Here is a 21,012-nt window from a genome sequence, read left to right on the forward strand (position 1 = left end):
CTTTATTTGCTCCTTGCATCACCACAATTTATTATTTTTACAAATTCATCATAATCTCTGATATATTCTTCGGCATTATATTCTGTACTAGCCAAAACAAGCAAAACAGAATCTTCGCTAAAATCGTACATATCCTTCCATACCATTTGTGGAAGGTAAATTCCGGTATGAGGTCTATTTAATGAATATACAGCCTCATTTCCTTTTCCATCTTTTACTCTTACTTTACTTGTTCCTGCCACATTAATCAGTACAAACTGGCTTTCACGATTAGCATGCTGCCCTCTAATTACATCTTTATCAGAACCATAGATGTAAAAAATTCTTTTTATTTCGAAAGGTATATCTTTCATCCCTTCAACAACTACCATGTGACCTCTTTCGTCACCTTTTTGAGAAAATTCAAGCATCGAAGCCATCTGAATTAGATTCATTCCTGATTCCTCCTTTTTTGTGTGATATATATAGCGATAAATCCAAAACACCCGATGCATGATACTAATCCTCCAACTTTTAGTGAATCTGGAGAATATCTAAATTCTATAACATGATCACCCTTTGGGACAACAATTCCCTGTATCAAATTATCTACACAATATATATTTGTTCTTTTTCCATCAATATATGCTTTCCAGCCAGGATAATAACTTTCGGAAAGCGCAATCATTGCCTTTTCTGTTTCAATTTCAATTTGAGCAACTACATTATTATTCGTTTCTAAAATATTACTAACCTTTCCCTTCGCATTTCGAATTTCACCAATTCCACTATCGCTTTCAACATACGCATCCTTATCAAATCTAATGGACTCTTTATTATTTATTACATAATCTTTTGGATTATCAATCAAATAAGCATTATCAAATACAAAAACATGTCCTACTGCACCATCATTTTTGTATATTGAATAGTCACCATCATCATATACTTTTTTGTAATCAGTATTTTCTTTATCTAAAATTATGTTTTTCTCTACTCTCAAACCATTAATTATTACATTATTACCATCCTCAAAAACTAATTCAACATTAGATACACTGCGAGAACAAAATGTAAAATTATAATATCTTTCATCCGGCGTAATCTTCCCAAGAACAGTTTCTCTTCCATCGTCTGTGACAACTTTTATAATGCAGCCATCATTCTCGCCAACTGCATCTATAGAAATAGAAAAATATGAGCCAGAAATACTTTCTCCCAGAGAAATAGTCTCGCCATCACTTGGCCTACGTCCCATATATTCTTCATAAACGACACCTTTATTTTCATATCGCCCCAGTGGTTTTTGATTATCCTTTTTTACTAAATACTCAATATTCAAGAGTCTAATCAAACTCGGATTTGATGAAGCCATTAAAAGATCTGAATTCATCATCATACCATAATCTGTGTTAGCTATTTTTAACAACATTGGATTATTAAAAGTTATATATGATTGAACCATTGCTAAGCTTGATAAAACATTACCATTAGGCCTTAATGCCCAAGATGTTTTTGCCAACTCATCCCATGTATAAAAATCAACCAAATATCTAGTCCCACTATTTGCACTTTTTTTCAACATTTCATTAACATCTGATTCAAAAGTCTCTTCATATGTTCTTGCTTTTAACAGATATGGCACTCTCCACATGCACGTAGACTCATCTATATTAATTACATATACATCAATCACCTGAAATGCCACCACTAATATAGCAAGCAAAATGCCAATTTGCCTATTCTTTCCAAATTTTGTTTTTATAAACAATCCTATTGCCAAAATTAGTAGCAAGAACATTGATTTTATCCAAACATTATTATCAGAATAATAATCAATGATTTTGGAATCTGTAAAAGAACTCCATACTTTTGAAATAACATGCAAAACTATTGTTACAAAGAGAAGCCTAATCACTATCTGAAGTAATTTTTCCCATGAATCATTTAAAAAAATATCTTTTAAAGCTAAAATTGCAATTATCATCAATGGCACAACAAAAAATATCAACATTCTTGTTGTAGTCCTAAATGATCCAATTAACGGCAAATGATATATTATCTTACCTATAATTGTAAAATTACTGCAAGCACATGCAAATATAAGAGCAAAAGCTGAATATATCAATAAAAATATAATATCTCTATTTTTTCTCATATACGCAAGAGCATACATAATCAAACTTAACGGAATTATCCCCAAATATGTATCCGTAGGGAACTCATGACCACCACTTATCAAGCTCCCAAAATCCCCCGTTGCTTTAGGTGCCAACATATCCAATATCAGCAATAGATTTGCTGCTCCATCAGAAAAATACTCATATGTAATAGAATCCCTTCCTGAATATTTCATAATTTCATAAAGCGGCAAAATCTGAACCAAGCAAATAATAATATACATAAGTCCTAATTTTATTGCTGAACTACAGTAATATCGCATCGTTTTTTTATACTTAATATTCAAGTACAACATAAAAACAAAAATGAACATATCACTATAAAACGAAATTTGTGGAAATCCAGCCATAAACTGTAATCCCATAGCAAACGCCATAGAAATAAGATAATACAGCTTATCTTTTCTATAGAACTCTAATAAAAAGTGAAGAATCAATGGAATCCAAATAATGCAACACAAAATATTTATATGTTCGTATCTAATAACGACTAGATTACTAAAAGAAAACAAAAATGCCCCAAAGACACTCACAATCGCATTACACATTAAATCTTTGCATAAACAATACATAAAGCAATTAGCTAAAGAAATATGTAGAACATAAAAAAACTTAAATGAAAACCGCTGTGGTAACAACGCACATATCCAAGTGAGCGGATAAAAACATTTCTGCTGAATATCTCCTATATGAGATGTTCCCAATGCTATATACTTATTCCATAAAGGCAACTCCTTACCAAAGATTACTTGTCTAAAAAAAGCATGTGATATTTCATAGCCAATACCATCTCCGATATTTATATTTATATCTAAGAAAATGATAGGTGCAAATACAATAAATGGTATTATAAACAAAACAACTGTATAAATAATATCATTCTTATTCCTTGATATCATTTTCCTCAAATTGGTTGTATAAATTTTATTATCCAGCATTTTTTAATTCCTCGTTTAATATCCTAATGCTATCTATATGTTCTTGTTCTATGTCATCAGAATCATAAAGATGCCCTTCCTGAATAAAAGAGTACAAACACATATTATCAATTATCGTTGCTCCCTTTATAACACTTATCTCAAAATCAAATGAATCATTTGCAGGCAAACTCACACTATAAGTTCCTTTATCTGAAACACTTATGCTTTTGGATTCATTTCCCATTTTAATATTTATTTCTGCTTCACATTTCTCTAAAACATCAAATTCAAATATATAATCTTCTTTTGGAAAATGATTTCTAACAGGTGGAATCTCTTGCGCTATCCCGTCATTTTCCTGCAAATAGCACGCCCAAGTCCCAAATGCATCTTCTTTTTTCATACTTGGAGCCCCAATCAATTTCCAGCCCGCGTCTCCCCTTGCAAACTGTGAATTATAAAACATATTGTTCTTATAATCTCTATATGTCCAAATTCCATAACCTTTAGTATATTCTAATAATACGTCCGAAACATCTTCTAAATATTTTCCCACCTCATTTTCTTTTATCTGCGCATTATAAGAAAACTGCGGAGTATTATCCATAAATAGAAATTGCTCAACATATACAGGTTTTTCACTATTCTTATTCAATAGATTATTCAAAATATATTCAGTATGATTAAGCGCTTCATCAGAAGTTACCTTCTCACCTTTATTCTCAAAGCCCATAGGAATGCCATACATTGTTGCAGTATAATCGGACGTTTCGCATGTATATGTATCCGAATGATCATATAATTTGTTCTCTCCATCCTTATCTGTAATCAAATCAGCATCCATTCTTACTTCGAGAGAAATATTTGGAAAAACGCTTTGCGTTTCAAGTAGTAATTCATTGATATAACTATCATAAAAATTGTAAAACGCTTCCATCGCAGGTTCCGTTCTATTAGGCACTGGTACAGCCTCTACTGTCTCGTACCCACAAGCAAAACTATCATTATATTTATCTAATCCATAATTTTGCTCTATCCATTTTTGATAACCTATTTCATATGCATATTTAACACGCTTTTTTTCATCCTCAGCATCACAAATGGCTAAGCATCCCCAAAAATCTTCCCAAGTTAAAAATCCATCTTTGAAATTTGTATATTTTGACAATTCTTCATATACACTCTTACAATAATCCAACCATTTATCTTTTGTATCTGCTTTTCTCAAAATATCTAAATATCGCTCAGTTATATATTCATTTGAATCATTATAATAATCCCATGTATATCCAATTCTTGTATATACATCTAAATTGTTCTTATTTGCAGCCTCCATTATCTTATTCAAATTAGCAAACGCATAATCATTGTATTCAATGGAATCCATATTTGGTTGGAATTCTTTCCATGGAATGCAGATAATTATACTATTAAATCCATCATCAACTATCTGTTTAAAATCCTGATCAAGATTTTCCATTTCACTATTCCAGAAATTAATTGGCCACACATTACCATAATATGTTACTGATCTCACATATCCGTTTGTGCCAAAATCACTTGGGAACGAAGTATCCGGTTTAACAATCAACCAATCGCATACATCATCATTATTTTTGCCATTATTACATAAAATCTTAATTTGAGAAGCACTGTCATATTTTCCTAATTGATACTTTATATTATGCCATTTTGCTGAATTATCAATATCAAGCGTATCTTTCCCTAATACTTCTCCTGTTTCATTCATAAACCATACATCAATTCCAATTCCATCTGATTTATCTGAAACCCACGGATGAATCTTGACCTTTAGTGCAATCTCATCTTCTTTAATATTTTTTATGGTAAAACTTGTATTAGGCGTTAACAGTATACTTTCTCCACAAACCTCGTCATCTATTTTCCCTACGGTATATCCCCATGGATTGTCTTTAGTTTTATTTCTTTTATCAAAAACAATTTCATACTTATCCCAAACATTACCTGCTGATTCTACGCTACCTATCTTTACTTTTTTTATTACTGCAAAGTAAGCTGCCATTGCTACCAATGTGGTTATAACTATTATCGCGATATAAACCTTCTTTTTCATCTATTCCTCTTCACATATCATGAATACTATTTATCCAAAATAGTTTTCTTCAAGCATCATGCACAAGCTGTGATAAACAGGTAAATGAAGCTCCTGTATCATATAAGTCTCGCTTTCGGGAACTCTTATCGTTACATCCGCAAACTCTCTAAGCTTTCCGCCGTTATCTCCCGTTAATCCGATTACATTTATGTCCATGGCCTTTGCCACGACAACCGCATTCAGAATATTCTCACTGTTTCCGGAAGTTGAAATAGCCAGGAACGTATCACCTTTCCTTCCAAATCCCATGAGCTGCTGAGCAAATACGCCGTATCCGTCAACATCATTGATATACGCAGTTGATAACGCCTCATGTGCAACAAGCGGAATAGCCATAAGTGACTTCTCAAGATTCTTGGCAAGACCTTCTCCGCGAACAGGATCAATCTCAAGTATCCTCTTTGCCAAAGTATCCTCAATGGGACGTGCAATCTTAAAACGCTTCATCAGTTCTCCCGCAATATGCTCTGAATCCGCCGCAGATCCGCCGTTTCCTGCGATCATAAGTTTACCGTCGTTATCATAAGTACCTTCAAGGATATTGTATGCCTTTACGATATCTTCCCTGCAAACCTCCAACTTGGGATATCTCATCATCAAAGAATCCAAATGTCTTTCTACTCTTTGTTCCATTACTTCATTTATCTCCTTCAATCAAATATCTTTCCACAAATTCAAGAAGATTATTAACACATACATCGGCATTACAATCATTATTATCTGATATAATTGCTGTCTTGCAGCCGGCATTCTTACCGGCAAGTACATCATTGGCACCATCGCCAATCATCCATGAATTTTCAAGGTCTATATTAAAATCTTCTGTCGCTTTTAAAAGCATTCCCGGCTTGGGTTTTCTGCATTCACATTCAAACTTTAACTCAGGAATTTCTCCGTCAAATCCCTTATCAGGATGATGCGGGCAATAATACAACGCATCAATATACGCTCCCTTCTCACCAAGGAGCGTTTCCATCTTGTTATGGATTTCTTCAAGCTCGGAGTAGGTAACTTCTCCCCTTGCTATCACAGGCTGATTGGTAGCAACAATAGCAAGGTAGCCCGAATCGTTAATCTTATGTATAGCTTCTATTACACCCGGAAGAAGCTCAAACTCATCAATACTTCTCAAGAAACCGACATATTTGTTTATAGTTCCATCTCTATCAAGGAAAACTGCCTTTTGCTTATTCATCAGATTTCTGGCAGATACCTTTCCCGATATAAGATCATTTGTAACCTGCTCAAATCTCTCAGGCGTTCCCATATCTTTGACATACTCGGGACTGTCATATGCAGCTACTTTACCTGTATTTACAAGAGGCTTAATTACTTGCCTGTCCAGGTCGACTTTATATGTTTTACCATCAACTTCAGTTCCGATACTGTCTATATCAATATCTGTCATTCCAAAAATCTGAGAATTAACAATATGAAGTCCTGCATTAACCCTATTCTTGTACCACTTCGGCCTAGCATCTTCTTTAGTCAGCCAATTACGCACAATGCCATCTTCCGAGATAATAAGCCCACTGTCATAAGGGTGTGAGTTAGGATGCGTAAAAAGAGACACAAGTGCATGTTTTGACTTATGAAAATCAAGGAACCTGTGAAAATCAACATCAAACATCGAATCAGCATTTAGGAGCAAAAAGTCTTCATCCTCAGAGAACATTTCCTCTTGATACAACTTAAATAAAGCCCCTGCATTTCCCAATGGGCTGTCTTCGACAAAATATCTGATATTCACACCAAATTTACTGCCATCGCCAAAGTATTCCATTATCTTATCCGCCATATGAGACACAGTCAGAATAAGATCAGTAAATCCCTGATTCTTCAGGCATTCAATCTCATGCAATAATATAGGTTTACCCGCGATCATTATAAGCGGCTTGGGAATATCACTTGCCACAGATGCTATTCTGGTTCCTCTGCCACCTGCCATTATTATTGTCTTCATGCAGTAACGCTCCTGTCATTGGGAACAAATGCTTCAGGTGTATAATGAATAATCCTTGTTCCACCGTCTTCAAACTCAAAAGGAATATGCATAAGATTTCCAAGAGCTTCATTAACCTTATCCTGTTTATCCTTTTCAACGTAAAAGACAAAGAATCCACCGCCGCCTGCTCCAAGAAGTTTTCCTCCCAAAGCTCCGGCCTCTATTCCCTTTGTATAGATCTCATCAATATGATCCGTTGTAACGGCTGCTCCCGTGTTTCTCTTAAGCTTCCATGTATAATCAAGCAGTCTTCCAAACTCATTAAGGCTTACATCCTTATCTGTAAGAATCTTCTCCGCCTCATCAACAAGTCCAAGCATTTCCAACAATCTGCGCTCTTTTTCTTCCTTGTTTCCGCCTGAATTTGCCTTCTGAACCTCGGATGAGAATCTTGTGAATCCCGTAAAGAACATCATCAGATTTCCATTAAGTTCCTTTTTTCTTTCAGGAGAAATGATAATCGGATCAACCTCATATCCGTTACTTCCAAAGCTTATCTTATTAAGTCCGCCATATGCTGCAGCTATCTGATCCTGCCATCCTCCTGCTTCCTTACAGAGTACTCTCTCAAGATATATTGCATCGTTAGCAAGCTTCTTCTTATCAACATACTTTCCCTTAAGCGCATAGAAAGCATTAAGCATTCCGACAGCAAAAGAACTGCTTGTTCCAAGTCCCGATCTTGCAGGTAGATCAGCTTCATAAGTAAGCCTTATCTCCTGCATATCAAGCATATCCATAGCGTTTCGGATTGCAGGGTGTTCTATCTTATCAACAGAATCAACCCTTTCCATCCTGGAATAAGCAAGCTCTGTAGAATAGTCAAAAAAAGGTGGCAAATGTCTTACATTTACATAGCAATACTTATCAAAGGTAGTTGATATTATTGCGCCTCCATGCTCCTTAAAAAAATCCTCCATATCTGTGCCGCCACCGAAAAACGACATTCTAAACGGTGTTTTTGATATAACCATGTAGTATTTCCTTCCTTGATAGTTTGCAATATTTCTCTGAACAAACTCTTATACATTTAAATAGCTTGCTATCATTAGATATACTGATGCTCACCTTACACATCCATATCCAATCTCAAAATATCTTCTGCACTTTTAGGGGTTAAGTACTTTTCAATAAAAATTTTACCGGCATCTGACATTTCTCTAAGCACATCATAATTCTCATACAAATCACATATATAATCTGCCATTTCCTTGGCATCATCAACGACATGCATATTACCTACGCTGTCATCAAGCCCTTCTGCTCCGATAGATGTTGTTACAAGCGGGATCTGATAATATGCCGCTTCAACAACTTTGCCCTTTACACCTGCACCAAACCTAAGAGGCGCAATGTCTATACGACATGAATTATACATTTCTGCAAGTTCTTCATCAGAAAGAAAACCATCAACAATTATATTTTTACTTGCAAGAGCTTTAACTTCATCGGTGGCTTTACTTCCAACAATATGCCACTTGATATCGGGATATTTTTCTACAATTAGCGGCATAACCTCTTTACTAAACCATAACACACAGTCTACGTTGGGCGGATGACCAAAACCGCCTACATACATAAGATCCTGCCTTTGTGAAAAATCTTTTCTGACATTCTGAGGAATCGTATCATATATGAAAATGGGAATGCTCCTAATAGGCTTATTAGGAAATGCCTTCTGCATTATTTCCTGTTCATATTTTCCCACTACCTGACCAACATCAGCTTTAGTAAACAAATCGTACTCTATCTTCTTCCACTTCTCAGAAGACTCTAATTTATTACGGTCACCTGTCAGTTCATATTCTCTTTTTTCTCTCACATGATGAAGGTCGTGAGCATAGTATATTATTTTTGCATTGCTATATTCCTTAACAATATCAATATATTTTGATGCTATATGCGGCCTCTGAAGATATACGTAATCAAAATACTTAAGATTTTCTTTTAGAAATGCCTTCCAGGTCTTGCCATAATAGTTACCGTAAAGTACCTCTATTCCAAGCTTATTGAGCTCCGTTGTATATGGTTCATGCTTAAAAAAATTATCTCCGATAAACGTCACTTGGAATCCCATTTTCAGAAACATCTTGAGATACATATATGAGGTTTTGCATCCTGCGTCCTTATCATACATAGGAACATATTGATCAACCACTAGAATGTGCTTCTTAAATCTGCTTCGATCCTTTGCAATAAAAACATTCTCCGCATTATCAAAATTCTCTTTTTCAAGAACGTATTTCCATTTCTCATAGAATTTCTTACTATTGGCTACCTGATATGCCTTCTGCCCACAACTAAGATCTGTTCCGTTTGAAACACCTTCAAAGTGAACTACAACAGACAATGGCTGATATACTACTTTATAACCATGTTTTCTTACTTCAAAAGCAAGGTCTGAATCTTCACAGTATGCCGGAGCAAATTGCTCATCGAATCCGCCTATTTCTTCCCATAGACTTTTTCTGATCATAATTGCAGCACCTGAAATATAATCCACTTCTTTAACATAATTATACTCAGGATCCTCAGGATTCTTTTTATTCCCATAGTTCCATGCAGAACCATCTTTCCACAGAATTCCACCAGCCTCTTGAAGCCTTCCGTCAGCATATACAAGTTTAGAACCTACCATGCCTATTGTACTGTCACTCATAAGATCAACTAGCGGTCTAAGCCAATTCTTCTGCACCTGCGTATCATTATTTAAGAATAAAATATATTTTCCCTTTGCATACTTAGCAGCATTATTACAGTTCAACAGGAATCTCAAATTTTCTTTATTCCTCACAACTGTAATTCCGGATACAGCATCTTTAATATGCTCAGTCGCATCGGTAGAGCAATCATCAGCAATAATTATCTCATAAGCCACATCGCCACTATGCTTCTGAATAGCTTTCAAACAGTTATATGTATAACCAAATTGGTTATATACAGGAATCACTATCGACACTTCCGGAACATCATGCACTGCAAAATCCAACTTAGAGTATTTATCAATGGTTTTCCCTTTTCCATTTTTATCTACAGGAAATAAATCCAAAAAACTATTATCAATATTGCTTGATTGATGATCCGCATCCTGTTCAACACATTTATAGCGAAGATTAACCCCTTCCATGCCTTCGTTTTTAACCGAATTATAAAATGTTCTGATTCTTTTTGGATTAAGAGCAACAAAAATAAAACTTGGATGTCTTAAGCATCGGGCGATTACTTTTGCAAAAAATCTTCTCTTGCTATTTTCCGGCAAAAAAAAGTGACTGATTTTCCTTATTCCAAGCGCAATCTTATAAGAACGTGATGCCTTCTCTCTCTCATATGCTCTTTCAACTTCTAAAAGCTGCTCTATGTGTCCTTCTTTATTCTTAATTGTTTGCTTTAAAGCTGAGATCTCATCTAATCTATCCTCTAGCTCATTTGCGAGATCATCTTTATTGCTAATCAATTCAACAATCTGCTTCTTCATGCTAATAGAATGATTTGAAAGCCTATGATTATCATCTAATAATTCTTTTTCGGTTAAATCTGTCTTTTGATTCAGCCATTTTTCTAATTCAGCTATTCTATTTCGGTAAACTTCAATCTCTCCATCAAGTTTTACAATATGCTTATTCCTTGTGTCCTCTTCTTCCTGAAGTGTAAGTATTCTTTTCTGCTTCTGATCATATTCTTTATACTCGTTAAGGAAAACACTTCCATACTTTTCAGTTGGCAATTCGCCCTTTGAAGCAATCGCAATATAATATTTTCCATCTATCTCGTAGCTATCATTTTTCTTGTATTGTATACTGTCAGCTGTTGACTCACCAGAATCAATAACAGACATAACCTCAAAGAATTGATGATAAATCCTATAATTGGTAAAAAATTCGCTTATAAATGTTTCAAATTCTTCTTTGTAGAATTCATGAACATGATATTTATTATGATAATTTCTGTCATCAGAATAAACTTTTTTATTTGGCGTAGAAATAACAAGAATACCATTTGGTTTAAGCACTCTTTGAACTTGTTTCATAAACTGCCTTTGTAGTTCCTCAGGAATATGCTCCAGCGTTTCAAATGAAACAAATACATCCACACTTCCATCTTTCAAGCTTAATTCCGCAATGCTCTCCTGTAAAAATGAAATATTGGATTTAGCTCCATACTTTTTTCTTGCATGTGCTACTGCTTCTTCGCTTATATCAATACCGGTAACTTCTTTAGCATACTCTGATATGATATTTGTACCATATCCCTCACCGCATGCTGCATCTACAACCACTTTTCCTTTTACTAACGGTAATACAGAATAATATCTCTGATAATGCTCTATTTCCAACTCAGCATCATCTATACCCGGAATAAATCTTTCTCCTGTAAATTCCAAATCTTTATCTCCCTCGTGATTATTTCGAACAGTTTCGTTCTTTATTACCTTCGATACAATTACATTAGAATTATACTTGAAATATTTTTCTAAACAGTTTCTTTTATTCAAATACTCTTCGTATGAAGAATCACTATCAGTAATCTCATTCGGATTATAAAAATTATGCAAATATTCTATAGAACTGGAAAAACCTTTCCGATCAATGATATCGCATATATCATCTCCCCAATCCGTATATACAAGCACTCCATTATCTTTATTCTCCGGATTGGGATCTCCGTGATACACCTCTTTTTTTCCAATCCTTGTAACCGTCTTTTTACCTTCATGTAATGGGACCGTAAAAATATGTGCTCCACCTACATTAAGCACTCTGTTTATTTCTTCCAGAGCGCATTCATAATTCTCAACATGTTCGAATACATCTTCCGATATGATCAAATCAATTGAGTTTTCATCAAACGGCATATTTGTCAGATCAACTGACATGATGCCATCACAATACTCTCCACTAGGAACATCTTTAAAATACTCGCTGCAAATATAATTATCACTTTTTTTCAATGCATCATGTATTACTCCGGATGAACAAGTATTCAGAATTTTATACTTTGCTAGCTCTTCTTTCGACAATGACAACAGATTAGAATCACTATTTCCAAAATAATCAAGAATGCACTTTGCAACATCTGAATTTCTTAAAGACGCACCACAATGCGGACATCGAGCTTCTCTCAAAAGCACAGCGTCATCAGAAATTGAAAACTCACTATCACATCCACAAATGTAACATTTACTTCTAATAATTTTCATAATATTATTTGTTTTCCTCAATTTGATAAGCTTTTATTTTTCCCTTTTCCACATAAAAGAATCCCGGTATATCATATTCACGAGGTGGCACCTTAAAGCTAAGCGCATCATCAATCCAACACATCTGAACATGTGGTTCCTGATACCCACTTGCTATAGCCGGAGAAATTGTATACTCACCTTGATTTAACTCCGGAACTACTATAGAAAGATCATATCTAACAATCCCTTTTCCTTGAGGAAGTCTAACATTTAATGTTTCTGAATTTATGGAAAAAATAATATTACCTAATCTATCAAATACTTCCAGTCCAAGTATTGGTCTCTCTATAGGCTTCTTATACTCTATAACAAATACACACCTGATTTTTTGATTGGGCTCAATAATATCTACAACATTATCATCTTCATCTAATATTGCAGCCTTTATTATCATAGCGTTTCCATTGCCTTTATATCCGGAACTAGCAATTACATTTGGAATATTGCCTATCTGCACTTCACCAGAAGTTATTCCTATACTCTCTTTATCATCATCAAAACAAACGATTTCTTCTTTTTCATCCATCGCTAAATTAATAAGATATTCCTGATATTTCTGAAGTCCCTCAACCGTATCTCCGTCAAACATCTTTTCGCCGTGATTAAGCCATATTACTCTTTTACAGAAACGTGTAACGGCCGCAGTATCATGTGTAACAAGAATAACGGTCTTATCTTTCATAAGCTGATCCATAGCTCTATAGCACTTCTGTTGGAATCTTATATCTCCGACAGAGAGAGCTTCATCAACAATCAGAATATCCGGATTAGAAAAAATCTGTGTTGCAAACGCAAGTCGCACAAACATACCGCTAGAATAGCTCTTAACCGGCTGATTGATAAAGTCACCAATGTCCGCAAAATCTACTATCTTTTTAATATTCTCTTCTACTTGGCTCTGAGAAATCCCCATCAAAGTAGCATTAAGCTTGATATTCTCCATTCCTGTGTAATCGGGATTGAATCCTGCCCCCAACTCCAGCAATGCAGCTACCGTTCCCTTTGTTTCAAGCGTTCCGGAAGTCTGATTGAGAACATCCGTAAGAATCTTAAGAAGTGTAGATTTTCCGGCTCCGTTAGAACCGATTATTCCTATTTTTTCTCCCCTCTTTATCTCAAATGATACATTATTAAGTGCATAGAACTTCTTATGATAGCACTTTCTCAAGGGGTGAAATGCTTCCTTAAGTCTATCCATTTCAGAATTATACAGTTTGTATTCCTTTGTAATATTCTCTGCTCTTACAACAATATCTTCCATCTGTATTGCTCCATATAATTATAATAAATCCGAAAAATGCGCTCTTAAATTCTTGTATACCCTTGTTCCCATGGCAAGCATAACAAATGAAAAGAGCCAAAAATACGCCGTTTCTTTTATCGAGCGGTTCCAAAATCCCGCTCCCTCAATAAGGGCCGCTCTGTTTCCTTCCATAACATAGTACAGCGGATTAAACCTGAGTACCTTCATTACTTTTTCATTCATCGTAGTAGGGCTCCAGAATACAGGGGTCATCCAGAAACCAAGTTGCAAAAGGATGTTTACAAGCTGTGCCGCGTCCTTAAAGAAAACCGATACAGCTCCGACAAAGTATGCAAGTCCGATAAGTAATGCAAAAACACATACCGAATAATATAAAACACTTACCCATGCCACAGTCGGGATATATCCATATAAGATATACAGAAAGAACACGAATAAAAGCAGGAACAAATGAATACAAAATGATGAAAGCAGTTTAATAATAGGAAGAAGCCATATCTTAAACTTCATCTTCTTAACCAAATATGAGTATTCATAAAAAACATTGGTGGTCGACAGTAAGCCATCATTAAAGAAGGTCCACGGTATATAAGCCGCAACAAACCACAATATAAATGGTACATCATCAACCGGAGGATTTCTCATTCCCGTGAAGACAAACCAGAACACCACTACTGTAACCAGCGGCTGAACGAATGCCCACACAAGACCAAGCGCAGATCCCGAATATCTTGATTTCAAATCATTTTTGACAAGGCTAAGGAGTAGCCTTATATCTTCCATTGAAAACTTCATCTTACTGTATAAACACTCCTTTTTGATTTTAAATAAATACATAGCGCACATCTTTTATTACAAAATTACAAGTTATCTTGCCAATTCAATCAGCCACTTCGCAAATTCTTCACCGGTTTTTTGGTAATTGAATTTTTCATCCATAAGTTTGCAAGCATTATCGGCAATATCTCCGGCCAACCGCTCATCCTCAAAAAGTCTCTTTATAGCGCTTGCATACTCTTCTTTATCCTTGCAATGCAGGTAATGTTTGCCATCTTCTGCCGGAATTCCTTCTATTCCAACATCATTGGTACATACCGGTATTCCTGCTGCCATACAGGTCAGTACTTTAATCTTGATTCCCGCTCCGAGGACAAGTGGTGCAACCAAGCACAAGCTTGATGACAGATAAGGTTCTATGTCTTTAACAAATCCGGTCACATGAATTGTATCAGTGGCCTTACTCTTGAGTTCCTCAGACGGATTGCCTCCAAGTATAACAAGTTCAATCCCTAGATTCCTTACAAGAGGATACACCTCATCAATAAGCCATTTCGCGGGTTCACTGTTTTCAGGACGTGACATATCTCCAAAGAAGAGAATGTTCTTTTTGGGATTTGAAGTTCTCTGAACTTCTATCCTGTCATAATATGATGCCCACATTTTTATATTCGGACGAATATTCAGCTTTCTAAGTATTGCCCTGTCTTTTTCATTATTGAGAATCACAAGATCACACGCGTTTAGTGCCCCACATTCGGTTTTAGTAATGTTATTATATCGCATTTTTGTGACAGCCTTGTGTATCCTACCCTTTGCATTTTCATATTTACGAAGGAACGCCTGAATACTGACATCTTCTTCTATTCCAACAACCTTTGAATTGCTGTATACCTTTTTTATATCATTTACAAAAACTATTACCTGGGTCCACTCAAGTATGATGATATCAGGTACATAACCACCTTTTTTTAGCTTCTTTAATTGTCTTAAAATGCATAATTTCAGGTAACTTGTGGTAATATTGCCATTTTTGTCAAGCGGACATTTTAACGAATACAGATCATAACAGTTTCTGGCTATCTTTTTAATTCCATGGTCGTGATAAAAGCCTATGTAGCATTGAATCTTTTTGTCCAGAGTAAAATGCTTATATTCCGCGGGCTTGGAAAAGCCTATGAATCTCACATCAAAAGCGCTTTTATCGCACAGCGAATTAATATAGTAATTAAGCACCTTCCCTCCTGCATGATCAACCTTATCATACGGCAGGAAAGGAGCAATCCATAACACCTTCATAAACTACTTCCTTATCCTGTTATTTTCTTATAAACCAAATAATTAAATATACCGATTTTATAAAAGACATACAACAGCATAATCTGCATAGTATTTGCATGCAGACATTCTTTACAATACCATAATCTGCTCTGAAATGCTAATTTAAAGCGTTTTTTAACAGAATCTATGCTTTTATTTATGCTTACAGAATGCATATGATCATACGAGCAGCTATTTATCAAATAATTGGTAAATCCTTCGTTCTTGAGCTTATATGCCAGAATATTTTCTTCATAATAAAGAAATGTATGTTCATCAAAGCCGCCTAATTGAATAAAATTATCAGTTTTAAAGGCAAACATTGATCCGGGCAGAACATCCACCTTGCAAATTTCCTCTTTAAGTTCTTCGCATTTATATTCCAGCGGATCTCCAAAGATTTTTTTTATTATATATGAATCCTGAATTAGGCAATCCCTAAAACGAGGAAGTTTCCACGCTATCGGAAGTTCTATGGATGAAAGGCAGTTCATTCTGCATCCCACAACACCGGCATCAGGTAATATATTCAAACATTCAAGTAACGAATCAACTACTGTCTCGTCAAAAAACACATCCGGATTGGATATTATAATAAACTCAGGGGCATAATTCTCAGAAAGATACTTTACTCCAAAATTATTTCCCGAAGCATAACCTCTGTTTTCTTCAGTCTGTACGACTTCTACATTATCTCTTTCTAACTCTTTCAACTTAGAATAAGAATTATCTGAAGAGCAATTGTCTACTACTACAATTTTATCTATCTTCTTATAATCTTTTATATTATTCAAAAATGTGATAGTTGATTCCGCATCATTATAATTTAATACAACCAGCCCCAATTTCATAAGCACATTCCCACTTACTAAAAGTTTTTCCCAAGCAAAGTGAAACCTTACTTGGGAAAAACAAATCTTATAAATTTTATACCTTCAAATATACTTCTCTAAGCTTGTCTGCACTCTTCTTCCACGAATATTTTAAAACAATCGCTTCGTCCACACCAAAATGAGTTTCAAATAATTTCTTTATTGCTTCCGCAATTTCATCTTCGTTCATAGGATCAAAGTATATAACGTTGTCTCCGAGAACTTCTCTCATTACAGGGATATCCGAAACAGCTACGGGTGTTCCACAGCAAAGCGCCTCAAGAGGCGGAATTCCAAATCCTTCGAATATCGAAGGATACACACATCCTGCCGCTTCCCCGAGTAGTGCAACAAGTTCATCGTTCTCAACGTAATCTGTGAGAAGGACATTATCCTTGTAGTTTGAAACGCACTGCTCAATCTCATCGTACATCCAGGCTTTTTTGCCAACCAGTACCAATTTGCAGTCTTTATTATTCTCATCTATATATTTGCCAAAAGCTCTGACCAGCCTCGGGATGTTTTTCCTTGGCTGAAGATTGCTCACGCAGATAATATATTTACTATCACCGATATTGAACTTATCTCTTACTTTCGCTCTAAGTTCATCATTTTCCGGAAGTTTGTAGAATTCAGAGCCTACCGCATTGGGTATGACTTCTATCTTGGATTCCGGAACGTTATATGTACTGCTTATGTCCTGTTTGGAAAAATTAGAAACAGTAACAACCGCATCTGCGCGTCTTGCAGCATGCGGAACAAGCAGTTTATCTTTTATATACTCAGTTTTGGTAAATACGTTGTTTATATGCTCAAATGAAAGATCGTGTATCGTAACTACCGTCTTGCAAGGGCTAAACAGCGGCAGATAGTACTGCGTATGCAATACATCAATCTTATATTCTTTGCAAAGTTTTCTAAGTTCAATGCAGTTTCTATATATGGAATTGTTACTCTTGAAAAAAACAACACGAAATCTGTCCATATACTCGGACGCGTCAACGCCGTTTCGAACAAATAAATAATATTCATCCTCAGGATCGGGCATCAGTTCTGCAAGAATGCCTCTATAAAAGCTTTCGTTGCCACCCGAACGATCTCCAAGCATATGAGCATCTATTCCAATTCTCATATTAAACAGCCTCTCTGTTCAATTTATTTATGCTTTATTATGCGAGAAATTCCTTCTCATATTTATCTGATATACTTTCCCACGTATATTCATCCGATATACGGTTCTTAGCGAGATTACTAAACTCTGCCCTGCGATCTTGCTGCATCTTGTCATTGGCATTGATTACATCGGACAAATTTCTTCCGTCCTTGTCCCAGTATATTGCGGCATCTTCCGCAACTTCATGGTTATAGCTTACATCAAGAACAAAATTTACATCAGTTGATGCAAGTGCCTCAAGCAGGCTCGGATTGGTTCCTCCAACCTCATGGCCGTGAATATAGGCATATGCATTCTCTCTTATCTTCTTAAGGAGCTGTTTATCATAAACCGAATCAGCAACAGTCACCCTGCCGCTGTCAAGGAAATGTAATCTGTCATCAAATTCCTGTAAAAGCTTATCATTCTCTGTTGTGATTATTATAAGTTTCTTATCTGAAGAGCTCTTAAGGAATTCTTTTATAATAATATCAAAGTTATTCTCTTTTACAAATCGGCCGACTACCAGATAATACTCAAATGGCTTGGTCTCCTGCTCTGCAAGCCATTCCGTGAACTTAAAGTCGTCATCTGCATATGTGGACCTTGCCAGATCTGCGCCGTAAGCGATAAATGTCGTACTCGGATTATATGCAGAATATTCCTTATTAATATACTTTTCTATCTCTTTGCTGTCACAAATAATCCTGTCAGCATGCTTGATCATAAGTCGCTCTGACAGTTTCCAGTACATCCTTACGGGAGCGCTCCACTTTCTTCTCTCCCAGTCATGACCGTCGGGATTGATATAGAGCCTTCCGCCAAGCTTTTCTATCTTTTTCTTGTAGTGCCTAATCACAATTCCAATCCTGCACGCCATTATGAAAAAGATTGGTTTATCAATGGCAGGTCTCTCTTCACAATATCTTATTGCTCTTGCAAGTGCCTTGATATCATAAACAACCGCCTTGGCAGGTCCTATCTCGGGAACTTTGACGTTATAGCACTTTGCTCCGTTATACTGGTATCTTGAATCTTCTCTTGCAATGGTAGCAACATGATATCTTATCTTGTCACTTTTCCTACAAAGAGTAAGGTTCTCGACAAATGTCTCAAACCCACCGTATTTTGCAGGTATACCTTTGCATCCGATGCAAAAAACCTGTCGTTTATCAGTATGATATTGTTCTTTAATTTTTCTTCTTCCCATATGAGTCATACGCTATCGTTATATAATCAACAATCTTTTATATGATAGTATATATGTCGCAATATATCAACAAATATATCTTATCAAAATTACAAAACCACAGCATTTTGCGGCATTTTAAAAGCTTCGGGCACGCCCGAAGCCTTTTTTATCATCAATAATATCTATTTTATGCACCAATAATCTTATTGTATCTCTCCGAAACCTTACCCCAATCAAGAATCTCGAAGAATGCCTTAATATAATCGGGTCTCAAATTCTTATACTTAAGGTAATATGCATGCTCCCATACATCAAGCGCAACAATGGGAATAAGTCCCTTGCCCTCGCTTATAGGGTTGTCCTGGTTAGGTGAAGCAGAAACGGAAAGTTTTCCGTTCTTATCGGTTGAAAGCCATGCCCAGCCTGAGCCGAACTGTCCTGCTGCCGCTTTTGAAAGCTGCTCTTTAAGCGCATCGAGGCTACCGAAAGTCTTGTCGATTTCCTCTGCAAGTTTTCCTGAAGGAGCTTTTGCGGGGCTTGGCGAGAACATCTCGAAATAAAGGTTATGGTTGTAATAACCGCCGCCATGATTTCTGAGGCCTTTTCTCAAAGTTTCATCCGAAACTTTATCAAGTGATGCAAGGAGTTCCTCCGCACTGAGATTACTCATGCCTGCTTTTTCCGCAAGTTCATTGAAAGTCTTGGTATAAGTAGCGTGGTGCTTGCCGTGATGAGTTTCAACAGTAAGCTGATCGATGTGAGGTTCAAGAGCATTTGTAGCATAAGGTAATTTAATCTGTTCGTACATGGTGGTTCTCCTTTCTGCATCTGCACATATTAAGTTAATGTTCGCAAGTATATCAGTGATCTACAGCTTCGGGAAGTCTTCTTCTGATCTCGTCAACAGACATCCACTCTGTGTTGTTTCCTGAGCTGTAGTAGAAACCGTCCGCAACTTTCTTTCCTGAAAGGTCGGGTACCTGTCTCTCGTTAAATACAACCTGAGGATATACGATGAAGTGTTTATCGTATTCATAAGTGAAAGGTGCATCCTCTGTTGTAACCATTATCTCATCAAGCTTCTCACCGGGTCTGATTCCGACTTCCACAGTCTTGATTCCGGGGCACATAGCCTCAGCAAGATCTTTTACATTAAATGAAGGAATCTTACTGATGAATGTCTCGCCGCCCTTAGCCTCTGCAAGTGCCTTGAGAACAAGCTCAACACCCTCGGGAAGGCTGATCCAGAAACGTGTCATTCTGTAGTCCGTGATAGGAAGCTCCTTTTCTCCCTTTGCGATAAGCTCTTTGAAGAAAGGAATGATAGAACCTCTGCTTCCTGCAACGTTACCATATCTTACGATTGAGAAGTTGACATCCTTAGCTCCCGAATATGCATTTGCTGCGATAAAGAGCTTATCTGATACCATCTTGGTCGCACCGTAGAGATTTACGGGGTTAACAGCCTTGTCTGTAGAAAGAGCCACAACTCTTTTTACACCTGTATTAAGTGCCGCATTTATAACGCTCTGCGCGCCGGCGATATTTGTCTTGATAGCTTCATCAGGGTTATACTCACAAGCGGGAACCTGCTTAAGAGCTGCCGCATGGATAACATAATCAACGTTCTCGCATGCTCTCTCGAATCTGGCTCCATCCCTGATATCACCGATGAAGAATCTCATCTTGTCGGCGTTCTCTTTGTACACACGCTCGTTCGCCATTGTGAACTGCTTGTACTCATCACGTGAGTAGATGATAATCTTCTTGGGATTGTAATTTTCAAGAAGGTACTGTGTGAAGCAGTGTCCAAAAGAACCTGTTCCTCCGGTAACCAATATCGTCTTATTATCTAATATAGAACTTTTCATAAACATCTCCGTTTATCACTGTTTTTTATAATTATAGATATCAAAATTTCTTTTAACATCTACCTCATTTTAATTCATTATATAAAAGCTTGTCCACATTTTT

Annotated in this window: 15 protein-coding genes; all 15 read right to left on the reverse strand. The window is 36.2% G+C overall.

Annotated elements, in window-relative coordinates:
• Nucleotides 1-2 precede the first annotated feature (2 nt).
• The 15 genes from BM398_RS13210 to pseB all read right to left on the reverse strand — a co-directional run bounded on the left by BM398_RS13210 (nucleotide 3) and on the right by pseB (nucleotide 20,909).
• Complete coding sequence (locus BM398_RS13210) at nucleotides 3-434, reverse strand: sugar 3,4-ketoisomerase (RefSeq protein ID WP_092338156.1); 432 nt, start codon at nucleotides 432-434, stop codon at nucleotides 3-5.
• Nucleotides 431-3,097: a YfhO family protein gene (locus BM398_RS13215; RefSeq protein ID WP_092338158.1), complete on the reverse strand. Its 2,667-nt coding sequence runs from the start codon at nucleotides 3,095-3,097 to the stop codon at nucleotides 431-433. The genes BM398_RS13210 and BM398_RS13215 overlap by 4 nt, the downstream gene beginning before the upstream one ends.
• Complete coding sequence (locus BM398_RS13220; RefSeq protein ID WP_092338160.1) at nucleotides 3,087-5,174, reverse strand: hypothetical protein; 2,088 nt, start codon at nucleotides 5,172-5,174, stop codon at nucleotides 3,087-3,089. Before BM398_RS13220 ends, BM398_RS13215 begins: the two co-directional genes overlap by 11 nt.
• Nucleotides 5,175-5,204: 30 nt before the next feature.
• Entirely contained in the window at nucleotides 5,205-5,849 is a 645-nt protein-coding gene (locus BM398_RS13225) for a D-sedoheptulose-7-phosphate isomerase (protein ID WP_092338162.1), read from the reverse strand.
• A 4-nt stretch (nucleotides 5,850-5,853) separates the two neighbouring features.
• A complete protein-coding gene (locus BM398_RS13230) occupies nucleotides 5,854-7,179 on the reverse strand; it encodes an HAD-IIIA family hydrolase (RefSeq protein ID WP_092338164.1) in 1,326 nt (441 codons plus the stop codon).
• Complete coding sequence (locus BM398_RS13235) at nucleotides 7,176-8,195, reverse strand: GHMP family kinase ATP-binding protein (RefSeq protein WP_092338166.1); 1,020 nt, start codon at nucleotides 8,193-8,195, stop codon at nucleotides 7,176-7,178. Before BM398_RS13235 ends, BM398_RS13230 begins: the two co-directional genes overlap by 4 nt.
• A gap of 95 nt (nucleotides 8,196-8,290) precedes the next feature.
• On the reverse strand, nucleotides 8,291-12,418 hold the full coding sequence (locus tag BM398_RS13240) for a methyltransferase domain-containing protein (RefSeq protein ID WP_092338168.1): 4,128 nt from the start codon (nucleotides 12,416-12,418) through the stop codon (nucleotides 8,291-8,293).
• A 4-nt stretch (nucleotides 12,419-12,422) separates the two neighbouring features.
• Nucleotides 12,423-13,721, reverse strand: coding sequence for an ABC transporter ATP-binding protein (locus tag BM398_RS13245; RefSeq protein WP_092338170.1), 1,299 nt, complete (start codon nucleotides 13,719-13,721; stop codon nucleotides 12,423-12,425).
• 18 nt (nucleotides 13,722-13,739) lie between these two features.
• Entirely contained in the window at nucleotides 13,740-14,519 is a 780-nt protein-coding gene (locus tag BM398_RS13250) for an ABC transporter permease (protein ID WP_175531950.1), read from the reverse strand.
• 72 nt (nucleotides 14,520-14,591) lie between these two features.
• Nucleotides 14,592-15,800, reverse strand: a complete 1,209-nt coding sequence (locus BM398_RS13255; protein WP_092338174.1) for a glycosyltransferase — start codon at nucleotides 15,798-15,800, stop codon at nucleotides 14,592-14,594.
• A gap of 11 nt (nucleotides 15,801-15,811) precedes the next feature.
• A complete protein-coding gene (locus BM398_RS13260) occupies nucleotides 15,812-16,672 on the reverse strand; it encodes a glycosyltransferase family 2 protein (RefSeq protein ID WP_092338176.1) in 861 nt (286 codons plus the stop codon).
• Between the two features lie 76 nt (nucleotides 16,673-16,748).
• Entirely contained in the window at nucleotides 16,749-17,825 is a 1,077-nt protein-coding gene (locus BM398_RS13265; RefSeq protein ID WP_092338178.1) for a glycosyltransferase family 4 protein, read from the reverse strand.
• Nucleotides 17,826-17,862: 37 nt separating this feature from the next.
• Complete coding sequence (gene cps2T / locus BM398_RS13270) at nucleotides 17,863-19,056, reverse strand: beta 1-4 rhamnosyltransferase Cps2T (RefSeq protein WP_092338180.1); 1,194 nt, start codon at nucleotides 19,054-19,056, stop codon at nucleotides 17,863-17,865.
• Between the two features lie 169 nt (nucleotides 19,057-19,225).
• Nucleotides 19,226-19,846, reverse strand: a complete 621-nt coding sequence (locus tag BM398_RS13275) for a superoxide dismutase (protein ID WP_092338182.1) — start codon at nucleotides 19,844-19,846, stop codon at nucleotides 19,226-19,228.
• A gap of 52 nt (nucleotides 19,847-19,898) precedes the next feature.
• Nucleotides 19,899-20,909, reverse strand: a complete 1,011-nt coding sequence (gene pseB, locus BM398_RS13280) for a UDP-N-acetylglucosamine 4,6-dehydratase (inverting) (RefSeq protein ID WP_330370387.1) — start codon at nucleotides 20,907-20,909, stop codon at nucleotides 19,899-19,901.
• Between the last annotated feature and the right edge of the window lie 103 nt (nucleotides 20,910-21,012).

It is taken from the genome of Butyrivibrio sp. M55 (genome assembly GCF_900116865.1).
Taxonomy (GTDB): domain Bacteria; phylum Bacillota; class Clostridia; order Lachnospirales; family Lachnospiraceae; genus Butyrivibrio.

What these genes read in the sequence shown, in the direction of transcription:
- BM398_RS13210 (WP_092338156.1), bottom strand. Translation starts at nt 434, where the DNA reads ATGAATCTAATTCAGATGGCTTCGATGCTTGAATTTTCTCAAAAAGGT.
- BM398_RS13215 (WP_092338158.1), bottom strand. Translation starts at nt 3,097, where the DNA reads ATGCTGGATAATAAAATTTATACAACCAATTTGAGGAAAATGATATCA.
- BM398_RS13220 (WP_092338160.1), bottom strand. Translation starts at nt 5,174, where the DNA reads ATGAAAAAGAAGGTTTATATCGCGATAATAGTTATAACCACATTGGTA.
- BM398_RS13225 (WP_092338162.1), bottom strand. Translation starts at nt 5,849, where the DNA reads ATGGAACAAAGAGTAGAAAGACATTTGGATTCTTTGATGATGAGATAT.
- BM398_RS13230 (WP_092338164.1), bottom strand. Translation starts at nt 7,179, where the DNA reads ATGAAGACAATAATAATGGCAGGTGGCAGAGGAACCAGAATAGCATCT.
- BM398_RS13235 (WP_092338166.1), bottom strand. Translation starts at nt 8,195, where the DNA reads ATGGTTATATCAAAAACACCGTTTAGAATGTCGTTTTTCGGTGGCGGC.
- BM398_RS13240 (WP_092338168.1), bottom strand. Translation starts at nt 12,418, where the DNA reads ATGAAAATTATTAGAAGTAAATGTTACATTTGTGGATGTGATAGTGAG.
- BM398_RS13245 (WP_092338170.1), bottom strand. Translation starts at nt 13,721, where the DNA reads ATGGAAGATATTGTTGTAAGAGCAGAGAATATTACAAAGGAATACAAA.
- BM398_RS13250 (WP_175531950.1), bottom strand. Translation starts at nt 14,519, where the DNA reads ATGAAGTTTTCAATGGAAGATATAAGGCTACTCCTTAGCCTTGTCAAA.
- BM398_RS13255 (WP_092338174.1), bottom strand. Translation starts at nt 15,800, where the DNA reads ATGAAGGTGTTATGGATTGCTCCTTTCCTGCCGTATGATAAGGTTGAT.
- BM398_RS13260 (WP_092338176.1), bottom strand. Translation starts at nt 16,672, where the DNA reads ATGAAATTGGGGCTGGTTGTATTAAATTATAATGATGCGGAATCAACT.
- BM398_RS13265 (WP_092338178.1), bottom strand. Translation starts at nt 17,825, where the DNA reads ATGAGAATTGGAATAGATGCTCATATGCTTGGAGATCGTTCGGGTGGC.
- cps2T (WP_092338180.1), bottom strand. Translation starts at nt 19,056, where the DNA reads ATGGGAAGAAGAAAAATTAAAGAACAATATCATACTGATAAACGACAG.
- BM398_RS13275 (WP_092338182.1), bottom strand. Translation starts at nt 19,846, where the DNA reads ATGTACGAACAGATTAAATTACCTTATGCTACAAATGCTCTTGAACCT.
- pseB (WP_330370387.1), bottom strand. Translation starts at nt 20,909, where the DNA reads ATGAAAAGTTCTATATTAGATAATAAGACGATATTGGTTACCGGAGGA.